Raw genomic sequence first — 23,625 nt, forward strand, 5'->3', positions numbered from 1 at the left:
CGCATTCTGTTAAATGCCGCACAGAGAGCAAAGTTCCGAATCGAGCGAGGCATCGTCCTACTTGTGCATTGCACGTTGACGCACAAAGCAGGACGGTTCAGGGAAATACTGGGAGGAAGGCAGCCAGTACTGCCTTTTGCACTTAATTCAAGCGCGCAAGATGGCGTTGCACAGACAGCAAGGCGCCGATCAGGCCGAGGCCGGCGCTGATGGCAAGCAAACCGGCGATTTCCAGGCCTCCCAGTGGTGCCAACTGGAATTCCGAGGCATACAGGCGTGCGAATTCGGCAATGGCCGCGTTCAACGGACGCAGGGCCAGCAGCACCGCGCCCAGCGCCACCGCGCCGGCGCAGATGCCGAGCAGGGCGCCCGTATAGTAGAACGGGCGGTGGATGAAGTTGTCGGTTGCGCCCAGCAGTTTCGACACGGCGATTTCCTCGCGCTGGGTCAGCACCTGCAGGCGGATCGTGTTGAACACGACGGCAATCACCACCACGCCCAGCGTGATCGCCAGCAGCAGCAGGGCCAGGCGCAGGATGCCCAGCAAGGCGGCCAGGCGTTTCACCCATGCGGAGTCGACTTGTACCGTATCGACACTGGGCAGGGCGCCCATCTGCTCGACGATGCTGTCGATGCGCGCCGCGTCCGCCGTACTGGAAAAGCCCTCGAGCTTCATTACATAGCTGTCCGGAAGCGGGTTGTCGCCCAAGGTGTCGAGCGCCGCCGACAGGCCGCTGCGTTCCTTCAGGTCTTCGAGCGCGCGCTCGCGCGGCACGAAGGCGATGCGGGCGTGGCTGCCCTGCAGGATCTGGCGCAGCTGGGGCTCGATTGCCTGCGCGTCCTCGCGCGAAGCGCCCGGCTTGACGAACAGGCTGATCTCGGGGTCCACCGACAGCTGCTCGGACATCGGCCGCACGTTGTCGAGCAGGGTGATGCCGGCGAAGGGCAGGGCCAGGGCCACCGCCACCACCAGCACGTTGAACAGGAAACTGCCCGGCGCCTTGCGCACATGGGCCAGGGCCGCGCCGAGGGCGAAGCGGTGTTGGCGGATCCAGGGGCTCATGCCGCACCTCCCTCGGAGGCGGGCGCATGGCCGGCATCGGCTCGGGCGTCGACGCGGCCGGCATCGACGAGTTGCCCATGTTCCAGCCGGATCACGCGTGCGGCGCCGTCGAGCACCTGCTCGTCGTGGGTCGAGATGACGCAGGTGACGCCGACGGCGTGGAAAGCGCGCAGGGCGTCGAGCACCTTGTCGGCGGCCACGCGGTCGAGATTCGCGGTCGGCTCGTCGGCCAGGATGATCTGCGGGCGGTTGACGATGGCGCGGGCGATCGCCACGCGCTGCTGTTCGCCGCCGGAGAGTTCCAGCGGGTGCGCGCGGGCGCGATCGAGCAGGCCCACCTTGTCGAGCGCGGCGCGGGCACGGCCCTCGGCCTGCGACCTCGGCGCGCCGGACACGAGCAGCGGCAGCATCGTATTGGCGAGGATGTCGCGGTCGTTCAGCAGGCGCTGGTGCTGGAAGATCAGGCCCAGCTTACGGCGCAGGAAAGGGATACCCGCTTTGCGCAGTTTGCCGATGTCCTGGCCGAACACCACCACACGGCCGCTGCTGGGGCGTTCGATGGCGGCCACCATTTTCATCAGCGTCGACTTGCCGGCGCCGGACGGGCCGGCCAGGTACACCAGCTCGCCCTTGTCGATGTTCAGGGTGACGTCGCGCAGGGCGGTGGCGTCGAGGGAATATTTCTTGGAAACGGAATGGAACTCGATCATCGGTTCAGTGGACCTTACTGTTATCCCAGCAGCGCTTCAACGAACTCGTCTGCACTGAAAGGCTGCAGGTCGTCCAGCTTTTCGCCCACGCCGATGAAGTACACCGGTACCGGACGGGTGCGGGCGATTGCGGCGATGACGCCGCCCTTGGCAGTACCGTCGAGCTTGGTGATGACCAGGCCGGTCAATTGCAGCGCATCGTCGAAGGCTTTCACTTGCGCCAGCGCGTTCTGGCCGGTATTGCCGTCGATGACGAGCAGGGTTTCGTGCGGGGCGCCATCCATGCCCTTGCCGATCACGCGCTTGATCTTCTTCAGCTCTTCCATCAGGTGCAGCTGGGTCGGCAGCCGGCCGGCGGTATCGACCATGACGACGTCGACGCCGCGCGCTTTGCCCGACTGCACGGCATCGAAGGCGACGGCAGCCGGGTCGCCCGATGCCTGGGAAATCACGGTGACGTTGTTGCGCTGGCCCCAGACCATCAGCTGCTCGCGCGCAGCGGCGCGGAAAGTGTCGCCGGCGGCCAGCAGCACCGATTGGCTGGAGCGCTGCATGTGCTTGGCGAGCTTGCCGATGGTGGTGGTCTTGCCGGCGCCGTTGACGCCCGCGATCATCATCACCAGCGGCTCGTGGCGGCCCAGCTCCAGCGGTTTTTCCAGCGGGCGCAGCATGTCGACCATGAGCTGCTTCAGTGCGGCCTTGACGGCAGCGGCGTCGAGCAGCTTGTCTTCCTTGACCTTGCGGCGCAGGTTATCGAGCAGGAACTGGGTGGCGTCCATGCCTGCGTCCGACATCAGGAGCGCGGACTCGAGTTCCTCGTACAGGTCTTCGTCGATGCGCGCACCGACGAACAGCAGCGACAGGTTGCTCGAGGTCTTGGACAGGCCGGCCTTCAGGCGCGCCATCCAGGATTTTTTCTTCTCCGCCTCGGTGGTCGGGCGCTCGGCCGTTTCCTCGATGAAAAGGGCCGCTTCGGAGATCGGGGCCAGGGCGCGGGTGAAGCCAGGCGCCGGCGTTTCCGCCACAGGCGCGGCGGCGATATCCTCGGCAGGCGAGTCCACTACAGGCCGATCCGGGACGGGCAGGTCCTGCGCCGGTGCCGGCGTTTCGGGGGCAGCTTTTTTTCTCTTGAAGAAACTAAACATGAATTGATTGGTGGAGGTAATGCATGCACATGCCGGACCTGGGGCCGGCACGATGAAATGGGGTCGCGCGTATTCTACCAGAGGGCAAACCTTCCGAATCGTCAAGTCCGGAGGCGCGAGCTGTGCACAAACGCGACAGTTGCGCGTGCCCGGTAGCCGGCCATGCGCTGCCGCTGCAGGCCGGACCGGGCCTGGAGCCGGCCCCGCAAGATCGTGACAGGGAGGGCGCTCAGTGCACCAGCCGGCCCCACCAGTTGCCCTTTTTCTCGGGCGCGACCGCTTCCAGCCGCCAGCTGCCATAAGGGTTGTTGAAGAGCGAGTCCGGACCGTAGTCGACCGGCGTCGCGGCGACGATGCGGTAGACCGGCGCCCCTTCGCTGACCGAGAAGGTATGCCCGACCTCGATGTCGTGGGCCTCGAGCAGGTAGCGCGTGAAGGTGCGCAGCAGGTCGGCGGCAGCGGTACGGTCGATCGATCCCTTGCCGATGGCCATGACGGCTTCCGGCAGGCCGAAGTTGTGCATGCCGCAGGAATACACCTCGTGGCCGGACACGACGAACACGACCAGGGCGCGGTGCGCGGTCAGCAGGGGCAGCTGCTCGCACATCTCGGTCCAGTAAGCGGGGCCATGGGCAATGCCGGTGCTTTCCACTTTCACGCCCAGCCCGCCGGCGTCGACCAGGGCCGCGCCTGCACGCATCATCGCCTCGGCCGCCTCGCGCGAGCCGCCCTTGCCGATCAGGTACACCACGCAGCGGTGTTCGCCCACGTCGTCCATTGCCCCTGAGGCGGCCCAATGCGGACCGGCCACGCGGAAGGCGGCGCTCACCTCGGGATCGGCGGCGCCGTACACGAGTTCGCAGGTAAAGCCTGTTTCGGCGTCGCGCAGCAGGTTTTCAATCAGCAGGTGGCCGCTGTCGCCGTCGGCGATGTCGTCGGCCAGCGCCTGCTGGCTGTCCCATGGTCCCGGTATGCACAGGATTAGTTCTGGTGTGTCGTTCATGTCGGTGGGTCTCCTCATGGCGCAGCCGGCCCATGGATATGGGCGGGATACGCAATCCAGTACAGGAAGAGTGTTGCACGAAAGGCAGATCGGGTGTCGCCCTGTATTGCCGAGCGGATTGATCAGCAGCGTGCGGGCAAAGACCCACGGGGCGAAGGCGTCCGAGCGGAACGCGCCGCGCTCATCCTTCGCACCCATGGGCCTGCGCCGCATCGCCGTTCACCGGGATGCGGCGCAGGCAGCGCCTCCGAGAGGCTGGAGGGCTCAGCCGGCCTTGGCGGCCTCGGCCGCCTGACGCATCGCGTCGAGCGTCATGTTCGGCGTAATCAGGTTGCCGTCGTAACGCAGTTCGATCAGCGCCGGCATTCCCTTGCCGTTGGCATGTTCGAGGGCCCGCGCCAGCGCAGGGGCGAAGTCGGCGGTGCGTTCGACGATTTCGCCATGGCCGCCATAGGCGCGTGCCAGGGCCGCGAAGTCCGGGTTATGCAGGGTCGTGCCCGACACGCGGCCCGGATAGGTCTTTTCCTGGTGCATGCGGATGGTGCCGAACATGCTGTTGTTGAAGACCAGGATGATGACGCCGGCGCCGTACTGCACGGCAGTCGCCAGTTCCTGGCCGGTCATCATGAATTCGCCGTCGCCGGCGAAGGTCAGCACCGTGCGCTCTGGATCGACGATCTTCGCCGCCACGCCGGACGGCACGGCATAGCCCATCGCGCCATTGGTCGGCGCCAGCTGGGTGCGCATGCCGCCGTAGCGCCAGAAACGGTGTGCCCACGAGGCGTAGTTGCCTGCGCCATTCGTGACGATGGTGTCGCGCGGCAGGGCGCTTTGCAGGTCTTGCACCACCTGCCACAGGTCGAGCGGGGCATCAAGCGGGCTCGCATCGCGGAAGATCGGCGGCTGCGCCTGCCAGGCGGCCAGTTCCGCGCGCGCTTCCTCGACCGTGTGGCGCCAGGCGCTGCTATCGACCGGTGCCATCGCCGCCAGCATCGCGCAGGCTTGCGGCGCGCCGCTGGCGATCATCAGGTCGGCCTGGTAGACGCTGCCCAGTTCCTCGGGGTCGGCGTGGATGTGCACCAGGCGCTGCTGCGGGACGGGCGAGGCCAGCAGGGTATAGCCGCCGGTTGTCATTTCGCCCAGGCGCGGGCCGATGGCAATGACCAGGTCGGCATTTTTCACGCGCGCGGCCAGCTTCGGATTGATGCCGATGCCGACGTCGCCGATATAGTGGGGGTGTTCGTTGTCGAGCAGGTCCTGGAAGCGGAAGGTGCAGGCCACTGGCAGCGCGTTCGCCTCGGCGAAGCGTTGCAGGTCGGCGCAGGCTTGCGCATTCCAGGTACCGCCGCCCAGCAGCACGACCGGGCGCTGCGCTTCGGCCAGCAGGCCGCGCAGGGTGTCGATCTGCTGCGCGGACGGCGCGCCCTGCACCGGCTGGTAGCTGCGCGTGTTGGCCACTTCAGCCGTGTCGATCAGCATGTCTTCCGGCAGGGCCAGCACGACCGGGCCGGGGCGCCCGCTGGTGGCCACCTGGAAGGCGCGTGCGATGTACTCGGGAATGCGGTCGGCGCGGTCGATCTGCGCCACCCATTTTGCCATCTCGCCGTACATGCGGCGGTAGTCGATTTCCTGGAAGGCTTCGCGGTCGACGAAGTCGTTGCCGACCTGGCCGATGAACAGGATCATCGGTGTCGAATCCTGGTAAGCCGTGTGCACGCCGATCGAGGCGTTGGTCGCGCCCGGACCGCGGGTGACGAAGCAGATGCCGGGCTTGCCGGTCAGCTTGCCGTAGGCCTCGGCCATGAACGCGGCGCCCCCTTCCTGGCGGTTGATGACGAAGCGGATATCCGAATCGTGCAGCGCGTCGAGCACGTCGAGGTAGCTTTCGCCAGGCACGCCGAAGGCGGTATCGACACCGTGGACGTGGAGCGCGTCGACCAGGATCTGGCCGCCGCTGCGGGAAGGGTGCGTCATGTCTCTGTCATCCTTGTGGATTAATAGTCAGGGCATTCTATGCGAGTGCCCCAGCTCAGGCTTTTGAAATGGCGACACGAAATTTCAGAAACGACAAGGGCCGGCGGTGCAGCCAATCGCGCCGAAAATAATTGTCGACCTGCAATGGTTCCCGCGCTAGACTTGTCAAATTAATCATTCGAGGGAGCGCGCGATGCCGATTTCACGACGCCAGCTGGTGCTGGGAGCATTGGCCGCGGGCACCGTCCTGCCCACCATCGGACATGCGGCCGGCGAGCATCCGCTCGACAAGGTGGCGGTCTGGCTGGTGCCGCTGGACGACTTCCCTGAAGAAATGGCTGCGACGCTGGCAAGAATCCTGCAGGCCGACCTGAAGATCAAGCTCAGGGCCAGCGGGCGCCTGCCGCCGCTGGATATCCCGACCCTGCCCGGGACCGACCAGGCCATCAGCGAAGAGTTGCTGCGCCTGGCCCTGCCGGCGTCAAAAATGGCGACCGGATCGGACAGCTATCGCGTCTTCCTCACCATGCGCGACATCAACGCACGCTCGGGCAACTTCCGCTTCCAGTTCGCCACCCACGCGCCCCGCCAGGCCTGCTCGGTGGTGTCGCTCGCGCGGCTGCTGGAGTACAAGGACGGCGAACCCCGCATGAGCGAACGCAGCGCGCTGCGCCTGCACAAGATGGTCAAGCGCGCGATCGCCGAACTGCACCTGGGCTGGCGCCGCTCGCCCGATCCGACGGACCTGATGTACGCGCCGCTGGTGAACCTGGCCGATATCGACCGCATCGGCCTCCCGGCACCGCGAGCGCGCTCCGGCTGGCGCGGCGCCGGCGCAAACGCCACGCACGACGACGATTTAAGTACTCAACCAAAAATAAATGTGTTTTTGGCTTCCAGAACCGGCGCGTTGCTGCGTCGGCTCGCGTCCGCTTGCGGGGCAGTGCTCGCACTGCGGCGCTCTCGCCGTCTTGCACCGCATCCGAACCGGCACGTCCGGTTCTGTTTGCCAAAATTCCCATTTATTTTCGGTCGAGTACTTAGCTGCAGGTTTCAGGCGCCTGGCGACACATCGGTTTGTTTTGGCAGCGACAATACCGTTTGGTGATCCATTCGAAGGTTTTTAATTGGCAGAAGTAGACGGTAGAAAACTCAACCAGACTCATACACCATGCCACTCGAAACAACCCTCATCTATAGCGAGTCGCTGATTCGGCAAGCGACGTTTGCCTACTGGCGTCGAACAGTCGGCGTATTTTTTGTGCCGGTGCTGCTGGCGCTGACAGCGTGCTTCCTTGTACTCCTCATGCAGCGCGATCTCTCGTGGATAACGGGGATGATCGGAACGGTCATTGGTTTCGGTTATCTCATCTCGGCCAGTCTGTATGTTGTTCACTACAGGAACTCGCTTGCAAAATTTCGTCGTTTCAAAGATGCGATGGTTACATTTCACGCGGACAATAACTCGTTCACGATGAAGTCCAGTGCTGGAACATCCACTCTTCACTGGGCTGCCGTGAAAGAGGTCTGGAAATTCGAAGACGTGTGGCTTCTGCTATTTTCGAAAGCCCAGTTCAGCACGCTGCCTGTCGCAAATCTTTCGCCGGAACTACGACAACTCATTGTCGGCAGTGTCGAATCAGCCGGCGGCAAGGTTCTCTGAACCGCGGTCAGGCCAGCTGGGGTCAGTCTAGCTGGGGTCACAGGCTAGCTGGGGTCAGGTCTGACATTTGGACACGATCTCAGCCATACATCTTGATGAAGTTTCCAAAAGTAGAGCTCGTGTCTATTTGTCAGACCTGACCCCGGCGTTTTGAGCCGTCGTTATTGCTGTCGTTATTGTGACTTCGTCGTTATCGCCGGCTGTTCAGGACTTGCGTGCACATGCAATCCAATGCGCCTTTGTTTGTCGACGACATTGACAGCTTGGACGGCTTCATAAAACCAGGTTCTATTAAGTACTTGTTATTTAAGCATCTTTGTGCTTGGCATGTAAATTGCTTGTTAGAAATTTTCTGTGCAACATCAATTTATCTCGGAAGACAAGATGAAAATTCTGAAGAAACTGGTTTACGCTGCGGCCGTTGCGATGTCGATGTGTACTGCCCACGCTGCTCCTATCGTCAATGAATGGGTATTCAACCCGAATGGCGGCGGCTTCGACAACGGTCAGCAGGTTTTTGAATACCTGGACGTGAACGGAAACAGCTTTTTTGCCCTGACGCGAACGGACGGGAATAGCTACACGTTCAGCCAGCATGCCGTCTCAACATCGTGCAAGCCGACTCGAACGGGAGGCTGTTCCCCATTAGCTACCCAGGCGGCAACATCACTGCGATGTTTGAAGCGGACGGCACAGGACGCTTTGGAGATGCGCTCAGTTTCAGCCGCGGGACGATCAGGATGTATCAGAACCCGACGAATTTGGAGTACGGCGGCACCAAAGGCATTTACGGCGCCAACCTTGGAAATCTCATCGCGAGCTTCGATGTGCTCGGCGGTGGAGGCGATGTTGACGCGAGCGGCAGCCCGACCGCGAGCGGTCAGGTCAATGTGCTGGCACGCGTGAACATGGACTCGCTCATGCCAGGTTATTTCTTCCGTGGCGACGGCAGCGACCTGTGGGATAAGACAGTCGTGCAATTCCGTTTCGCGAACGCAAATGTCATCGGCCTTCCCAATGCATTCCTGGTCGATGAAGTTGCATGCCAATACGCCGGCTTTACGGGCCCAGGGTGCAATGGTACGGAGTTCGCCAATGCGCCAGGCGAATACTTCTTCGTTGGAAATAACGGTCAATTTATCGTATCCGAAGTGCCAGAGCCGGGTTCCCTGGCCCTGTTCGGTATTGCCATGCTCGGCGCCGGTATCGTCGGCCGCAAGCGCGCTGCCCAATCCTGATCGATTGGCATCGATAATCAGGAAAAAGACGGCGCTTCCGAGGTGCCGTTCCAGCCAGGACAACTGGGGGAACACTGAGCATCTCCTGATGCTCAGGCGTCCGACCCCTGGGGCCCGGTAGCACGGTATGGGCGAGACGCGTGGCGAACCGGGGTCAGGTCTGACATTTGGACACGATCTCAGCCATACATCTTGATGAAGTTTTTAAACGTAGAGCTCGTGTCTATTTGTCAGACCTGACCCCGGCGTTATTTTTCAGACCTGACCCCGTGGCGAACTGGGGTCAGGTCTGACATTTGGACACGATCTCAGCCATACATCTTGATGAAGTTTTCAACCGTAGAGCTCGTGTCTATTTGTCAGACCTGACCCCGGCGTTATGAGCCCGCCGGTAGGAATGACCCCGCCGTTTAGGAACAGGCGAGGAGCAGGCCCTTGCACGGTGTCGAGGTCAATGCCTCAGCCAGGCTGCGGCACCGTGCGTACCGTTGCGCTCAGAGAAACCAGACCGGCGCGGCGGCTATTTCTCCACCGACAAAGCCGGTCATTTCGGTTTGGCCGGACTCAACTGCGCAAACAAACTCCCGGCCAAGCCCATCAACACCTGGTCGGCGCCCATGTCCGGCCCTGCATTGGCCACCATCAGTGCCCCGGTCCCTTGCTCGGGAAACAGCACTGCAATGGCCAGCCAGTTGCCGTCCGAGCCCTGATGCACCAGGACGGGACCCTGGCGGCCCGCGATCGATTGCTGCACCCCCCAGTCGAGGCCGGCTGGACTGCCCGGCTGCGCCGTCTGCATCAGCCGGTAGGACGCAGGCGAGAGCAGCTTGCCCTTGCCTGCCGCCCCGGCCAGCTGGTCCAGATTGAACTTCGCCCAGTCCTCCAGGCTCATGTGCAGGAAGCCCGCGGGCGCGTACATGCGGGGCGCGCCGTCGTTGAGTCGCGCCATGTGGCGCATCGGCTTACCGTGCTGGTGGCCACGATTCTGACCCTCACCGGTGTTGCCGAAGCCGGCACGCGTCATGCCCAGCGGCTTGAATACCTCTGCGCCCATCAGCTCCTCGTAGCTTGCATGCGCAGCGCGCTCGGCGATGACGGTGGCGACAATGAAGCCGGCGTTGCTGTAGCTGAAGGTGCCTGCTTTCGCTTCAGGCTTGTCCTTGAGTGCGACGGCTACATAGCTCAAGCGCTGCTCCGCGCTCGGGCGGCCGTCGCGGAAAAATTTCACCATCGTCTTATCGTTGCGCAGGTCGCGCGGAAAGCCCGCGCGGTGCGAGAGCAGTTCGACCAGGGTCACCTTGCGGTATTCCGGCCGCATGCTTCCCGCCATGTCGGGGAGCATGGCGTCGAGCGGAGTGTCCCATGCAAGCACGCCGCGTTCGACCAGGCGGGCAATCATGGCTACTGTCATGACCTTGCCCGTCGAACCGATCAGCCACACATCGTCGAGCGTCACCGCGGCCTTGCTTCCCGCCTCGCGCACGCCCAGCACGGTCTGCGCCGAGACGGCACCGTCGCGCAGGATGACGGCGCCGACAGCAGGCACTTTCGATCCGGACTTTGCCGATGCGATGGCGGCCGACAGCTCCTCCGATGGGGTCGCGGCAGCTACTGCAGCCAGGCTGAAGGCGGCAACGCCGAAGAGAAATCGTTTCAGCATACTGAATCCCTTTTTTTGATTTTGGTAGCCGAAGTGTAGCGGGCGCGATGGCAACCTGGTCTATATTGCGATGAGTGGAAGAATGCCGGCAATAGAATGCAGTAATTGCTGCCAAGCTCACTGGATACACGCAGTTTCTCCTCGGTCGTCCGGCCCTCAAGGAGTCAATAGCACCGGCATGGGGCCAGACGCGGCCTCTGAAGATCGTGTGGCAGGCTTACTCGCCTTGAAGCGCTGCGCCGTTTGTCGCCGACCAGTGCCGTTCAACCCATCGAGTCCACCGCTTGTCTCGGCAGGCTCGTGCTACGGTCACCGGCTGCATATGCTGTCGGCTCGATGAACTCACTCCAACCGGCATATGAAACTCGCTCTCACCGCGGCCTTGCTGGCCACGCTCGTCCATCCGCTCACCGCAGCCGCGCAAGTCACCAATGACAACTGGGAAACCACATTACGACAGTTTGACAGCGACTACTGGAAAGCCTTTAACAGTTGCGAAGTGCAGAAAATGACGATGATGAATGCCGAGGATCTGGAGTTCTATCATGACCTTGGTGGTCCGATGCGCGGCCGGCAGGCATTTGCGGATGCGACCAGCAGGAATATCTGCGGCAAGCCGGACTGGCGCCTGCGCAGGGGAGAAGTGCCCGGAACGGTCCAGTACTACCCGCTAAGGAACAATGGGACTGTATATGGTGCGGTCATCACCGGTGAGCATTACTTCTACCACCTGAACAAGGGCCAGCCCGAGCGGGTGGAGGGAAGGGCGCGTTTTACGCATACCTTGCTGCTCAAGGATGGGCAGTGGCAGGTTGGGCGGATGCTCAGTTTTGATCACGGGCCGGCAAAACAAGCAGAGTAATGACACCGTCACTATCCCGCCAGGCTGAACGCTCACCTGTAGCAGGCGTGTCAAGGTGTCGCCAGGCCATCTCCGATCGCCTGGAAGATCGCGCATCGGTTACAATGCTGACCGTGAAGCAGGCCAGACAGCCGCTGGCTGGCACCTGCAAGGGTGCCGGCGGGAGGAAGGTCCGGACTCCACAGAGCGGGGTGACGGTTAACGGCCGTCCGCTGAAAGCCAGGCGCAAGCCGGGTATAAGGCGAGGAACAGGGCCACAGAGACGAGCGTATTCAGTTACGGTGAAACGCGGTAACCTCCACTCGGAGCAATTCCAAATAGGCACGCGTTGATGTTGCTCGCGGAGCGTGCGGGTAGGAAGCTTGAGCGCCGGAGTAATTCGGCGCCTAGAGGAATGGCTGTCATAGGGGCGTCCCGCAAGGGAGACCACTACACAGAATCCGGCCTATCGGCCTGCTTTACACTAATTCTTGTGCCCGGTCTCACGCCGGGTGCCATCTCGTCAGCGGCGGAGTGGTCATGCCTCAACATGTACCTCAATACATCCTTGCCCTCGACCAGGGAACGACCAGCTCCCGTGCCATCCTGTTCGACCGCGAAGGCCAGGTCGTCGTCTGCGCCCAGCAGGAATATCCCCAGCACTTTCCCCAGCCCGGCTGGGTCGAGCACGATGCCCTCGACATCTGGAACAGCCAGCTTGCCTGCGCGCGCCAGGTGCTGCGCGACTCCGGCATCGCCGCCAGTCAGATTGCCGCCATCGGCATCGCCAACCAGCGCGAGACCACCGTTGTCTGGGACCGGGCCACGGGCGAACCGATCGCGCGCGCCATCGTCTGGCAAGACCGGCGCACGGCCGGCGCCTGCGACCGCCTGCGTGAAGCAGGCCATGCACGACTGATCAACCGCAGCACCGGCCTGGAGCTGGACGCTTATTTTTCCGCCACCAAGCTGCAGTGGCTGCTGGAGAACGTGCCGGGCGCGCGGGACCGCGCCGAGCGCGGCGAGCTCTGCTTCGGCACGGTCGACAGCTGGCTTGCCTTTCAATTGTGCGGGCGCCACGTCACCGACGTCAGCAACGCTTCGCGCACGATGCTCTACAACATCCACACGATGCGCTGGGAGCCGGCCTTGCTCGACCTGTTCGGCATTCCGGCAGCGATGCTGCCGGAAGTCGTGCAGTGCCGACCGCATCGGCACCGTGCGCGAGGAGTGGCTGGGCGCGGCCATCCCGCTGATGGGTATTGCCGGCGACCAGCAGGCCGCCACCTTCGGCCAGGCCTGCTACGCCAAGGGCATGGTCAAAAATACCTATGGCACCGGCTGCTTCATGCTGATGCATGCCGGCTATGTGCCGCCGGTCTCGCGCAACCGTCTGCTGGCCACCATCGGCTGGAAGGTCGATGGCCGCGTCGACTACCTGCTCGAAGGCAGCGTCTTCATGGGCGGCGCCACGGTCCAGTGGCTGCGCGATGGCCTCGGCATCATCAAGCAATCGAACGAAGTCGAGGCGCTGTCCATGTCGGTGCCCGACAGCGGCGGCGTGATGCTGGTGCCGGCCTTTGTCGGCCTCGGTGCTCCGCACTGGGACCCGTATGCGCGCGGCACCATCGTCGGCATGACGCGCGGAACCACCGCCGCCCACATCGCCCGCGCCGCGGTGGAGGCGATCGCCTACCAGAGCGCGGAGCTGCTGGCGGCCATGCAGAAGGACGCGGCCTGCCCGGTAACGGAAGTGCGCGCCGACGGTGGCGCCGCCCGCAACGACTTATTAATGCAGTTCCAGGCCGACCTGCTCGGCGTGCCGGTGGTGCGCCCGGCGGTTACCGAGACGACGGCGCTGGGCGCGGCCTACCTGACCGGGCTGGCGCAGGGCTTCTGGAGCTCGCGCGAGGAAATCGAAGCCTTGTGGCGCGCCCAGCGCCGCTTCGAGCCGGCGATGGCGGCCGAGCGCCGTGCCGAACTGCGCGCACGCTGGGCGCGGGCTGTCGAGCATGCCAAGGGATGGGTGGAGCATTGAGCGCGGGGCAGGGAGTCGCGTTCGCGATCGCGCCCGCGGGACCGGGCGCGTACTGGCTGCTCGCCGCGATCACGCTGCTGGCCTGCGCCGCGCCCCTGGTCGTGATCCGCCGCGATGGCCTGGGGCTCAGTTTGAAGAACATTGGCCTGGCCGCCATCCTGGTGCTGCCGTTCACGGCTTCGCTGGCCTATGGGGTGCGTGACAACAGCTTGCGCGTGGAGGACGGCAGGATCCTGCTGCGCGCGGCGCGTTTCTATCAGCATGACCGGCCGCTCGCCGATTTCGACCTCGCGCGGGCGCGTCGGCGGCGGCTATGACGAGATCATGGAAGCGCAGCTCGGCCTGCGCCGCAACGGCATCGGCTTGCCGGGCTACGCGGCGGGACGCTTCATGGGACCTGGCAAATCGACGATCTTTGCGCTGCTGACGGACCGCAGCAGCGTCGTGTTCCTGCCGGCGAAGAGCGGGCCGTCGCTGCTGATCAGCGTCGAACAGCCGCAAGCGTTTCTTGCGGCGCTACGCGGCACGCACCCGGCATCCGCAGCTGCCGTCCTGCACCCCTGAGCCGGCAAGGACTTACCGCTCGACGATCTCCAGGTCGAACTCGTCCACCCCCGCCACTTCGCCATGCACCCGGTCGCCAGGCTTCAGGGCTCCGACCCCGCCCGGCGTCCCCGTGAAGATCAAGTCCCCCGGCGCCAGCGTTACCAGGCGAGAGAGGTGGCTGATGATGTCGGCGATCGGCCAGATCATTTCGTTCAGCGAACCATCCTGGCGCACTTCGCCGTTGACCGTCATGCGGATGCAGGCGTCCTCGGACGGGTGGCCGAAGCTGCTGACCGGACGCAGCGGGGAGCAGGGCGCGGAGGCGTCGAAGCCTTTCGCCATGTCCCAGGGCCTGCCGTGCTCCTTGGCGACGGCCTGCAAGTCGCGCCGGGTCAGGTCGATGCCGACGCCATAGCCCCAGACCTTGCCGAGTGCCTCGTCGGCGGGAATGTCGGCGCCGCCGGCGCAGGGCCACCACCAGTTCGATCTCGTGGTGCAGGTCTTCCGTCGCCGGCGGGTAGGCGAGCGTGCCCTCGGCCGGCACCACGGCGTCGGCCGGTTTGGTGAAGAAGAAGGGCGGCTCGCGGCTCGGATCGCTGCCCATCTCGCGGGCATGGGTGGCGTAGTTGCGGCCGACGCAGAAGACGCGGCGGATCGGGAAACGGGCGCTGCTGCCGTAAATGGCGAGCGAAGGCGTGGCGGGCGGCGTGATGGCGTAGTCGGGCATGGGATCTCGCGTGGACGGTGGAGCCTTCATTCTACCGGCGCCTGCGCACTCCTCGCGCGCCGTACCACGCCCGGGTTCAGAACCCGATCCGGCTCCGTCCCGGCAGCCCGCGCAGGCGCACGTCCTCGAGCATGATGTGCCCGCGCCCACCCGCGACCGCATAGCCCAGGCTGTCGAGCAGGGTCTTGCGCAGGTCGCGCGGCGAGACCGGCGCCAGTTTATCGAGCACGGCGTCGCCCAGCAGCGCGTCGAAACCGGTCAGGTTCAGTTCCTCCAGCAGCGAAGCATACATGCGCTGGGCGATGCCGGCCGCCTGGTCTGGCGTGGGCGCCGGCACCTCGTAGACGGCCATGCGATTGAGCAGGGGAGCGGGAATGCCTTCGACCGAATTCGCCGTCAGCACCCAGAAGATCTGGCTGGCGTCGACTTCGACGTCGATGAACTCGTCGCGGAAGGCGCGTGCCGTTTCCGGTTCCAGCAGTTGATAGAGGGCGGCGAGCGGGTCGGACTGGGAGGAACCGGTCGCCTTTTCGACTTCGTCGAGGACGACGACCGGGTTGGCATACTGACCACGCACGAGGCGCTCGGCCACCTTGCCGCACTTGGCGCCGCGCCAGCTGGCCGAGCTGCCGGTGATGACGAAGCCGGCCGACAGCGCGTTCATGCTGATCAGTTCGCAGTCGGTACCCATCGCCCGCGCCAGGCGCTTGGCGAAGTGGGTCTTGCCGACACCGGGCCCGCCCAGCAGCAGGATCGGCATGACATTGAAACCCTTGTTGCCGGCATGGGCCAGGCGCAGGTAGCGCGCCAGGTCATCCAGTACTTCATCGAAGTTCGGGCATTCCTCGAACAGGGGAGACAGGGCGTCGATCGAGGAAGGCGTGGTCACGAAGCGCTCGGGGCCGGTATCGAGCATGCGCTCGTAGAAGGCGTCGAGTTCGGGGGAGCGGCCGCGGCTGCGGTCGAGGGCGTCCTGCACGTCGAGCAGGTCGTAGACGGCGCGGGTCCGGGCGAGGGTGAGAGGGGTGGCGAAACTCACTTTATTTCTCCTGTGCACGCATCACATCCCGACTGCCGGCCGTCGCCGAACTGTCGGGCGATGGAGAAATCCTAACCCTTTCCGCATGAATCCGCAATTTCCCAACCGTGCCCTGCGCGCCTGCTGATCTTGCTGTCGGAAAAGTCCTAAGCCTGTAAATATTTTCCTAACGTCAACGATACAACACCTCATCCCAGATGAGGTTGCACTTTCAGTGTTAATCCTAAGTGCTTAATTTTCCGAGAGATTTTCTATTCATACTGCTTGAGCGAAGTTGTCTAAGTCCTTAATTTCATTGGAAAAATGCGAATTTTTCCTGTTGGAATTCGCTTGACCAGTAACAACGCTTCCTCTAAAGTGGGAAACAGTGTGAAAAAGTGCAGTTTTGTGGGAGAAGTTCAGGTCTCCCGGCGCGCAAACAACTAAACTGATAACTCTCCAAAGCTAGGTAAAACGTGTTTCAAGGCGCGTCAGCGATCAATCTCGATGCGAAAGGCCGGATGTCCATTCCGGCAAAGCATCGTGACGCCCTCGCGCTGCAATGCGAAGGACGGCTTACCTTGACCCGCCACCCCCACGGCTGCCTGTTGTTTTTCCCGCGTCCCGTGTGGGAAACCCACCGCGACCAGATCGCCGCCTGGCCGATGTCCGCCCGTGCGTGGCAACGCATTTTCCTCGGTAACGCCTGCGATGTCGAGATGGACAGCGCCGGCCGTGTCCTGATTTCTCCCGAACTGCGCGCCGCCGTCGGCCTGGAAAAGGAAGTGATGATGCTCGGCATGGGCACCCACTTCGAGATCTGGGACGCCGCCAAGCTGGCCGCCGACGAAGCCGCGGCCGTGGCCGGCGGCATGCCTGATGTCCTTTCCAACTTCTCTTTCTGAGGCACCGATGATTCCTGCGCATTCGGTGCCCGAATTCCAGCATCGCACGGTGCTGCTCGACGAAGCGGTCGACGCCCTCGACCTGGCCGGCCCACGTGCCGACGGTATCTATATAGATGGCACTTTCGGCCGTGGCGGCCACAGCCGCCTGATCCTGTCGCGCCTGGGCGAGAAGGGCCGCCTGTTTGCTTTCGACAAGGACCTGCAGGCGATCGCCACCGCCGAGACCATCGACGACCCACGCTTCACGATCATCCATGACAGTTTCGCCACCATGGGCGCGGCGCTGGCCGAACGCGGCATCGCCCGCGTCGACGGCATCCTGCTCGACCTGGGCATCTCGTCGCCGCAGGTGGACGATGCCGCGCGCGGATTCAGCTTCCGCAACGACGGCCCGCTCGACATGCGCATGGATACGACCCGCGGACTCTCGGCCGCCGAATGGATTGCCACGGCGCCCGAACAACAACTGGAAAAGGTAATACGCGATTATGGGGAAGAACGGTTTGCTTTTCAGATTGCAAAGGCGATTGTTGCTCGCCGGGCAGTCGAACCAATTTCAAGCACACGACAGCTTGCCGCAATCGTGGCAGACGCGGTCAAGACTCGGGAAAAGGGCAAGGATCCGGCCACCCGTACCTTTCAGGCTATCCGGATTTTCATCAATCAGGAGCTTGAGGACCTCGAGGCAGGATTGACCGCTGCCTACGCCATGCTCGCGCCCGGTGCGCGCATGTCCGTCATCAGCTTCCATTCGCTCGAAGACCGCATGGTCAAGCAGTTCCTGGCCAGCAAAGCCAAGGTCGCCCAGCCGGACCGCCGCCTGCCGATCCGCGCCGTCGATCTGCCGCAGCCGCTGATGAAGCTCATCGCCAAGATCAAGCCGTCCGATGAAGAGGTCGGCGCGAATCCGCGCGCCCGCTCGGCGGTGCTGCGCGTGGCCGAGCGCCTGGAGGACACGGCACGATGAGCAACAAGCTCAATATCTTCCTCGCAGCCGGCCTGATCGCCTGCGGCCTGACCCTGGTCAACGCGCGCTACCAGGCGCGCCACCTGTTCATCGAGCTCGAGCGCCTGCAGCAGCACGCGCGCCAGCTCGACATCGACTGGGCCCAGCTGCAGCTGGACCAGTCCACCCTCGGCAAGAGCGAGCGCATCGAGCAGATCGCGCGTACTGAACTGAACATGACGCCCCTGACGCCTGCGCGCACCCAATACCTGACCGAGGACGCCAAATGAAGCGCGACAAGCCGTTCAACGCCAATCGCGTCGCCGCTTCGAAGGGCATGGCTTTCTCGAAGAGCCCCGTGCTGGCCGTGCGTTTGCCGGACTGGCGTTCGCGCGTGATGCTGTTCGTGCTCTTCGCCGGCTTCATGACGCTGGCCGGCGCCGCCGTCTACCGCCAGGTCATCAACGACGAATTCCTGCAAAAGCAGGGCAAGAACCGCTACGAGCGCACGCTCGAGATGCCGGCCACGCGCGGCAAGATCATGGACCGCAACGGCCAGGTGCTGGCTTCGTCCCTGCCGGTCAAGGCCGTCTGGGCCGTGCCGGAAGACGTGCTGGCCTCGCCGCCGGAGAAGATCGCCGAACTGGCGCGCCTGCTCGGGATGCCGGAAGCGGAACTGCGCAAGAAGCTCGACTCGAACCGCACCTACGTCTACCTGAAGCGCCAGGTCGAGATGGAGGTCATCGCGAAGATCGAGAAGCTGAAGATCAAAGGCCTCGACACGAACAAGGAATACAAGCGCTTTTACCCGCAGGGCGAAGTCATGACCCACATGGTCGGCTTCACCAACGTCGAAGACGTCGGCCAGGAAGGCATGGAGCTGGCGCAGCAGAAAAGCCTGGTCGGCGTGCCCGGCAGCCGCCGCGTGATCAAGGACCGCTTCGACCGCGTCGTCGAAGACCTGGGCATCCTGCGCGAGCCGCACGACGGCAAGAACCTGACCCTGTCGGTCGACAGCAAACTCCAGTACATCGCCTTCACCAGCATCAAGAACGCGGTCGAGAAATTCAACGCCAAGGCCGGCGCCGCCGTGGTGCTGGACGTGCACACGGGCGAGGTACTGGCACTGGCGAACTACCCGACCTATAACCCGAACGACCGCACCAAGCTCACCGGCGAGCAGCTGCGCAACCGCGTCATCACCGATACCTACGAGCCGGGTTCCATCATCAAGCCGATGACCGTGGCCCTCGCCCTGGAGACGAAACGCGTCACCCCGAACACCGTGTTCGACACGGGAGCGGGGCGCATCGTCGTCGGCGGCCACGCCATCCGCGACTCGCACCCGAAGCCCATGCTGACCACCAGCGGCATCATCCAGAAGTCGTCGAACGTCGGCGTCGTGAAGATCTCGCAGATGATCCCGCCGCAGGAAATGTGGGAGCTCTACACCAAACTCGGCTTCGGCCAGGCACCGCGCTTCGGCTTCCCGGGCCCGGCCGCCGGCCGCGTGCGTCCATGGAAATCCTGGCGCCCGGTCGAATACGCGAACATGGCTTTCGGCCACGGCCTGTCGGTGTCGCTGCTGCAGATGGCACGCTCGTACATGATCTTCGCGCGCAACGGCGACATGATCCCGCTGTCCTTCGTCAAGCTCAGCGAAGAGCCGGTCGGCCAGCAGATCATCTCCCCGAAAACGGCGGCCCAGGTGCGCACCATGCTCGAATCCGTCGTCAGCCCGGAAGGCACGGCTTCGCGCGCCCAGGTGGCCGGCTACCGCGTCGGCGGCAAGACCGGTACCGCGCAAAAGATCGTCAACGGCCGCTATTCGCAAACCAGCTATGTCGGCTCTTTCGTCGGCATCGCGCCGATGTCGAAACCGCGCTTCGTCATCGCCGTCATGGTCGACGACCCAAAGGGTGCCGTGCACACCGGCGGCGGCGTGGCCGCGCCAACCTTCGCCGACCTCGCAGCCAGTGCGCTGCGGGCCGATAACATACCGCCGGATTCGTCGGTCACCGACATCATCATTCCGGAAGAACCACTCGAGGAGAGCCTGGATGGCGCTTAGCCCGCACCAGATTCGCCAGTCAGACCTGGCCCGCTGGGTAGTTGCCGCCGCACCAGGCGGCAAACTCGTTTCCGACTCGCGCCAATTGCAGCCGGGCGACGTCTTCTTCGCCTATCCGGGCGACGCCGGCGACGGCCGCCGCTACATCGCCGCCGCCGTCGCCGCCGGCGCTGCCGCCGTGGTCTACGACGACCGCGACTTCACCGGGATGAATCCATCGATGTGCCGCACCTGGCCGTGCCCGACCTGAAGCGCCAGGCCGGTCCCGATCGCGCACGCGTTTCTCAGCATGCCGGACGTCGACATGTTCACCGTCGGCGTGACCGGCACCAATGGTAAAACCTCCTGCGCCGTCTGGCTCGGCCAGGCGATTGCCAGCCTGGGCGAGACCGCCGCCGTGATCGGCACGCTGGGCGTGGGCATGTACAAGGGCGCTGCCGCACCGACCTTCATCGAAACCGGCTACACGACGCCCGACGCCGTGCTGCTGGCCAGCCGCCTGGCCACCGTGCGCGAAGCCGGCGCCCGTTCGCTGGCCATCGAAGTCTCGTCGATCGGCCTGGACCAGGGCCGTACCAACGGCATGCACTTCGACGTGGCCATCTTCACGAACCTGACGCGCGACCACCTCGACTACCACGGCGACATGGCCAGCTACGAAGCGGCCAAGCGCAAGCTGTTCGAGTGGCCGGAACTGCAAACGGGCGTCATCAACCTCGACGACGCGGCCGGCCGGCGCCTGGTCGCGCACCTGCGCGCCACCCGCCCCGAGCTGGCCATTACCGGCTACACGCTGCAGGACGAAGCGGCGCAGCCGGCCATCGAGGGTGACCATCCTCCGTGCGGCGAACAAGCGCAGCCGTCCTACCGGCGCCGAATTCGTGCTGGAAACGAGCCAGGGCAGCCTGCCGGTCAGGACGCAACTCGTCGGCCACTTCAACATCAGCAATGCGCTGGCCGTGCTGGGCGCCCTGCTGGCCAAGGGCGTCGAACTCAAGCGCGCCGTCGCGGCCATCGAAGCGCTGGTGCCGGCCCCGGGCCGCATGCAGCAGGTCGGCGGCCAGGATGCGCCGCTGGTCGTGATCGACTATGCCCATACGCCGGACGCGCTGGAAAAGACCCTTGGCGCGCTGCGCCAGGTCGCGACCGAACGCGCTGGCCAGTTGTGGTGCGTGTTCGGCTGCGGCGGCGACCGCGATCCGGGCAAGCGCCCGCAGATGGGCGCGATTGCCCAGCTGGCCGACCAGGCCATCGTCACCAGCGACAACCCGCGCAGCGAAGACCCGGCTGCCATCATCGAGCAGATCGTGGCCGGCATGGACGGGCAGGCCGCTTCGCGTCGCCAGGCGATCGAGGACCGCGCCGCCGCCATCCTGTACGCCGTCAAGCATGCTGGTAAACAGGACGTGATCCTGCTGGCCGGTAAAGGCCATGAGCCCTACCAGGAGATCAAGGGCAGGAAGATGCCGTTCTCCGATGCCGAACACGCCACGCTGGCCCTGAGCGCACGGCTCACCATGATGAGGACGCATTGATGCGCGGTTCGCTCGCACAACTGGCAAGCGCGATCGACGGCGCCGTCCTGCAGGGCGACGCTGCTTTCGAGAGCGTCTCGACCGACAGCCGCACCGCCAATGCCGGCGTGCTCTTCGTCGCCTTGCGCGGCGAGCGTTTCGATGCCCACGACTTCCTGCCGCAGGTGGCCGCGAATGGCGCCGCCGCGGTGGTGGCCGAGCGTTTGCCGGAGGGCTGGACCCTGCCGGCACTGGTCGTCCCCGACACGCTGGTGGCCCTGGGGCGCATCGCCAACAGCTGGCGCCGTCAGTATGCGATTCCCGTGATCGGCGTCACCGGCAGCAACGGCAAGACCACGGTCAAGGAAATGATCGCCTCGATCCTGGCCGCCGCGGTCGGCATCGATGCGCGCCTGGCCACGCAAGGTAACCTGAACAACGAAATCGGCGTGCCGCTCACGCTGATGCGCCTGGAATCCTCACACCGCGCGGCGGTGGTGGAACTGGGCATGAATCATCCCGGCGAGATCGCGCGCCTGGCGGCGATTGCCGAGCCAACCGTCGGCCTGGTGAACAATGCCCAGCGCGAGCACCAGGAATTCATGCACACGGTGGAAGCCGTCGCGCTGGAAAACGGTTCGGTGTTCGCGGCACTGCCGGCAAGCGGCGTGGCCGTCTATCCGGGCGACGACACCTACACCCCGCTGTGGCAAGGCCTGGCCAAATGCCGTAGCCTGACCTTCGGCTTGCTTGATGCCTGCGACGTGCGCGCTACCTTCAGCAGCACCGGTTTCGGCAACGCGCTGCAGGTGACGACCCCTGAAGGCGGCTTCGCATTGAACCTGGCCGCCGCCGGCGAACACAATGTGCGCAATGCGCTGGCGGCGATCGCCTGCACGCTGGCGGCCGGCATCGAACAAAGCGTGATCGTGCGCGGGCTGGAGGCCTTCGCCCCGGTGGGCGGGCGCCTGCAGCGCAAGCAGGCCGTCAACGGCGCGCTCGTCATCGACGACACCTACAACGCCAATCCGGATTCGATGCGCGCCGCGATCGATGTGCTGGCCGCCTACCCGGCGCCGCGCTTCCTGGTCATCGGCGACATGGGGGAAGTCGGCACGCAGGGCCGCGAATTTACCGAGGAAATCGGCGCCTATGCGCAAAGCCGCGGCATCGAAACGGTGCTGGCGACGGGTGAACTCTCCACCCACCTGGTGGCGCACGGCGCAACACACTTCGAGCAGTTTGACGAATTATTGGCAGCACTGGACAAGCAACTGGGCGGCAATTCGGACGCAACTGTGTTGGTGAAGGGCTCGCGTTTCATGAAAATGGAACGCGTCGTCCATCACCTGACTGGATCAACAGCTACTCCCAAGGACGCTCACTAAATGCTGCTCTGGCTTGCACAATACCTCCAGGACTATATCGGTCCGATGCGGGTCTTTAACTTCATCACCTTCCGCGCGGTCTTCGCCACGATCACCGCGATCGCGATCGGCCTGTTCACCGGCCCGGCCGTGATCCGCAAGCTGACCGAGATGAAAGTCGGACAGGCGGTCCGCACCCAGGGTCCGCAGACCCACCTGAAGAAACACGGCACCCCGACCATGGGCGGCGTGCTGATCCTGATCGCCATCGCGGTCTCGACCCTGCTGTGGTGCGACCTGTCGAACCGCCTGATCTGGCCGGTGCTGATCGTGACCCTCGGCTTCGGCGCCGTCGGCTGGGTGGACGACTACCGCAAGGTGGTCTACCAAGACCCGGAAGGCATGCGTTCGGGTGAAAAATACTTCTGGATGTCGCTGGTCGGCATCACCGCCTCGCTGTATCTCGCGTTCTCGGTGTCGGCATCGACCCCCTGGGGCGTCGCCCAGCTGTTCTGGACCTGGGTGCAGTCCGGCTTCTCGCTCGACCTGCCGCCGAAAGCCGACCTGATCGTCCCCTTCTTCAAGACCATCAGCTATCCGCTGGGCGTGTGGGGCTTCATCGCGCTGACCTATTGCGTGATCGTCGGCTCCTCGAACGCGGTGAACTTCACCGACGGCCTCGATGGCCTGGCCATCATGCCGACCGTGATGGTGGGCGGCGCCCTCGGCCTGTTCGCCTACCTGACCGGTAACGTGACCTATTCGAAATACCTGTTCATCCCGCACATCGCGGGTGCCGGCGAACTGCTGATCTTCTGCGGTGCGATGGCGGGCGCGGGCCTGGCCTTCCTCTGGTATAACGCGCACCCGGCGCAGATGTTCATGGGCGACGTCGGCGCGCTGGCCCTCGGCGGCGCGCTCGGCACCATCGCCGTGATCGTGCGCCAGGAGATCGTGCTGTTCATCATGGGCGGCGTGTTCGTCGCCGAGACGCTGTCGGTGATCATCCAGGTGTCCTGGTTCAAGTACACCAAGAAGCGCTACGGCACCGGCCGCCGCGTGTTCCTGATGGCGCCGCTGCACCACCATTTCGAACAAAAGGGCTGGAAAGAGACCAAGGTCGTGGTTCGCTTCTGGATCATCACGATGGTCCTGGTCCTGGTCGGCCTGTCCACGTTGAAACTGCGCTGAAA

20 protein-coding genes, 1 other RNA gene and 3 pseudogenes are annotated in these 23,625 nt (G+C 64.2%); 15 read left to right on the forward strand and 9 right to left on the reverse strand.

Features of this window, described 5'->3' with window-relative positions; all coding sequences use genetic code 11:
- Positions 1-142: 142 nt before the first annotated feature.
- The 5 genes from ftsX to G4G28_RS05165 all read right to left on the reverse strand — a co-directional run bounded on the left by ftsX (position 143) and on the right by G4G28_RS05165 (position 5,895).
- Positions 143-1,063 carry a permease-like cell division protein FtsX gene (gene ftsX / locus G4G28_RS05145; protein WP_183108108.1) on the reverse strand — a complete coding sequence of 307 codons (921 nt, stop codon included), beginning with the start codon at positions 1,061-1,063 and terminating at the stop codon, positions 143-145.
- Positions 1,060-1,773 carry a cell division ATP-binding protein FtsE gene (locus G4G28_RS05150; protein ID WP_182991110.1) on the reverse strand — a complete coding sequence of 238 codons (714 nt, stop codon included), beginning with the start codon at positions 1,771-1,773 and terminating at the stop codon, positions 1,060-1,062. Before G4G28_RS05150 ends, ftsX begins: the two co-directional genes overlap by 4 nt.
- A gap of 20 nt (positions 1,774-1,793) precedes the next feature.
- A complete protein-coding gene (ftsY, locus tag G4G28_RS05155) occupies positions 1,794-2,918 on the reverse strand; it encodes a signal recognition particle-docking protein FtsY (RefSeq protein ID WP_182991111.1) in 1,125 nt (374 codons plus the stop codon).
- Positions 2,919-3,147: 229 nt separating this feature from the next.
- Complete coding sequence (locus G4G28_RS05160; RefSeq protein WP_182991112.1) at positions 3,148-3,921, reverse strand: DUF4261 domain-containing protein; 774 nt, start codon at positions 3,919-3,921, stop codon at positions 3,148-3,150.
- 264 nt (positions 3,922-4,185) lie between these two features.
- On the reverse strand, positions 4,186-5,895 hold the full coding sequence (locus G4G28_RS05165) for a thiamine pyrophosphate-binding protein (RefSeq protein ID WP_182991113.1): 1,710 nt from the start codon (positions 5,893-5,895) through the stop codon (positions 4,186-4,188).
- 217 nt (positions 5,896-6,112) lie between these two features.
- Between G4G28_RS05165 and G4G28_RS05170 the strand changes: the two genes are divergently transcribed.
- Positions 6,113-7,003, forward strand: a complete 891-nt coding sequence (locus G4G28_RS05170; RefSeq protein WP_183108109.1) for a hypothetical protein — start codon at positions 6,113-6,115, stop codon at positions 7,001-7,003.
- A 63-nt stretch (positions 7,004-7,066) separates the two neighbouring features.
- Complete coding sequence (locus G4G28_RS05175; RefSeq protein WP_182991116.1) at positions 7,067-7,558, forward strand: YcxB family protein; 492 nt, start codon at positions 7,067-7,069, stop codon at positions 7,556-7,558.
- 306 nt (positions 7,559-7,864) lie between these two features.
- Here the strand turns inward: G4G28_RS05175 and G4G28_RS05180 are convergent, their stop codons facing one another.
- Entirely contained in the window at positions 7,865-8,155 is a 291-nt protein-coding gene (locus tag G4G28_RS05180) for a hypothetical protein (protein ID WP_182991117.1), read from the reverse strand.
- 14 nt (positions 8,156-8,169) lie between these two features.
- Between G4G28_RS05180 and pepA the strand changes: the two genes are divergently transcribed.
- A complete protein-coding gene (gene pepA, locus G4G28_RS05185) occupies positions 8,170-8,796 on the forward strand; it encodes a flocculation-associated PEP-CTERM protein PepA (RefSeq protein ID WP_182991118.1) in 627 nt (208 codons plus the stop codon).
- 544 nt (positions 8,797-9,340) lie between these two features.
- Here pepA and G4G28_RS05190 read toward each other — a convergent pair.
- Positions 9,341-10,510, reverse strand: a complete 1,170-nt coding sequence (locus tag G4G28_RS05190; protein ID WP_182991119.1) for a serine hydrolase — start codon at positions 10,508-10,510, stop codon at positions 9,341-9,343.
- Between the two features lie 304 nt (positions 10,511-10,814).
- On the opposite strand from G4G28_RS05190, the gene G4G28_RS05195 reads away from it, so the two are divergent.
- The 5 genes and pseudogenes from G4G28_RS05195 to G4G28_RS05215 all read left to right on the forward strand — a co-directional run bounded on the left by G4G28_RS05195 (position 10,815) and on the right by G4G28_RS05215 (position 13,899).
- The gene (locus G4G28_RS05195) at positions 10,815-11,318 is read left to right on the forward strand and encodes a nuclear transport factor 2 family protein (RefSeq protein WP_182991120.1); all 504 of its coding nucleotides are present in this window, start codon (positions 10,815-10,817) and stop codon (positions 11,316-11,318) included.
- A gap of 115 nt (positions 11,319-11,433) precedes the next feature.
- Positions 11,434-11,782: RNase P RNA component class A (gene rnpB / locus G4G28_RS05200), an RNA gene on the forward strand.
- A 55-nt stretch (positions 11,783-11,837) separates the two neighbouring features.
- A pseudogene (gene glpK, locus G4G28_RS05205) lies at positions 11,838-13,335 on the forward strand (glycerol kinase GlpK).
- Entirely contained in the window at positions 13,332-13,652 is a 321-nt protein-coding gene (locus tag G4G28_RS05210; RefSeq protein WP_183108110.1) for a hypothetical protein, read from the forward strand. Before glpK ends, G4G28_RS05210 begins: the two are co-directional and overlap by 4 nt.
- Before the next feature lie 7 nt (positions 13,653-13,659).
- Positions 13,660-13,899 (forward strand): PH domain-containing protein, encoded by a 240-nt coding sequence (locus G4G28_RS05215; protein WP_183108111.1) that lies wholly within the window; start codon positions 13,660-13,662, stop codon positions 13,897-13,899.
- A 12-nt stretch (positions 13,900-13,911) separates the two neighbouring features.
- Here G4G28_RS05215 and G4G28_RS05220 read toward each other — a convergent pair.
- Both G4G28_RS05220 and G4G28_RS05225 read right to left on the reverse strand, forming a co-directional pair.
- Positions 13,912-14,608, reverse strand: a pseudogene (locus G4G28_RS05220) (fumarylacetoacetate hydrolase family protein).
- Between the two features lie 76 nt (positions 14,609-14,684).
- A complete protein-coding gene (locus G4G28_RS05225; RefSeq protein WP_182991125.1) occupies positions 14,685-15,647 on the reverse strand; it encodes an AAA family ATPase in 963 nt (320 codons plus the stop codon).
- Positions 15,648-16,102: 455 nt separating this feature from the next.
- Between G4G28_RS05225 and mraZ the strand changes: the two genes are divergently transcribed.
- The 7 genes and pseudogenes from mraZ to mraY all read left to right on the forward strand — a co-directional run bounded on the left by mraZ (position 16,103) and on the right by mraY (position 23,623).
- Entirely contained in the window at positions 16,103-16,531 is a 429-nt protein-coding gene (gene mraZ / locus G4G28_RS05230) for a division/cell wall cluster transcriptional repressor MraZ (RefSeq protein WP_182991126.1), read from the forward strand.
- A gap of 7 nt (positions 16,532-16,538) precedes the next feature.
- A complete protein-coding gene (rsmH, locus tag G4G28_RS05235; protein ID WP_182991724.1) occupies positions 16,539-17,501 on the forward strand; it encodes a 16S rRNA (cytosine(1402)-N(4))-methyltransferase RsmH in 963 nt (320 codons plus the stop codon).
- Positions 17,498-17,770, forward strand: a complete 273-nt coding sequence (ftsL, locus tag G4G28_RS05240; protein ID WP_182991127.1) for a cell division protein FtsL — start codon at positions 17,498-17,500, stop codon at positions 17,768-17,770. Before rsmH ends, ftsL begins: the two co-directional genes overlap by 4 nt.
- Positions 17,767-19,551 carry a penicillin-binding protein 2 gene (locus G4G28_RS05245; protein WP_182991128.1) on the forward strand — a complete coding sequence of 595 codons (1,785 nt, stop codon included), beginning with the start codon at positions 17,767-17,769 and terminating at the stop codon, positions 19,549-19,551. Before ftsL ends, G4G28_RS05245 begins: the two co-directional genes overlap by 4 nt.
- Positions 19,541-21,086: pseudogene (locus tag G4G28_RS05250) on the forward strand (UDP-N-acetylmuramoyl-L-alanyl-D-glutamate--2,6-diaminopimelate ligase). The gene G4G28_RS05245 and the pseudogene G4G28_RS05250 overlap by 11 nt, the downstream one beginning before the upstream one ends.
- Entirely contained in the window at positions 21,086-22,453 is a 1,368-nt protein-coding gene (gene murF / locus G4G28_RS05255; RefSeq protein WP_182991129.1) for a UDP-N-acetylmuramoyl-tripeptide--D-alanyl-D-alanine ligase, read from the forward strand. Before G4G28_RS05250 ends, murF begins: the two are co-directional and overlap by 1 nt.
- Positions 22,454-23,623: a phospho-N-acetylmuramoyl-pentapeptide-transferase gene (gene mraY / locus G4G28_RS05260; protein ID WP_182991130.1), complete on the forward strand. Its 1,170-nt coding sequence runs from the start codon at positions 22,454-22,456 to the stop codon at positions 23,621-23,623.
- Positions 23,624-23,625: the final 2 nt, after the last annotated feature.

Source organism: Massilia sp. Dwa41.01b (assembly GCF_014171775.1).
Lineage (GTDB): Bacteria > Pseudomonadota > Gammaproteobacteria > Burkholderiales > Burkholderiaceae_D > Telluria.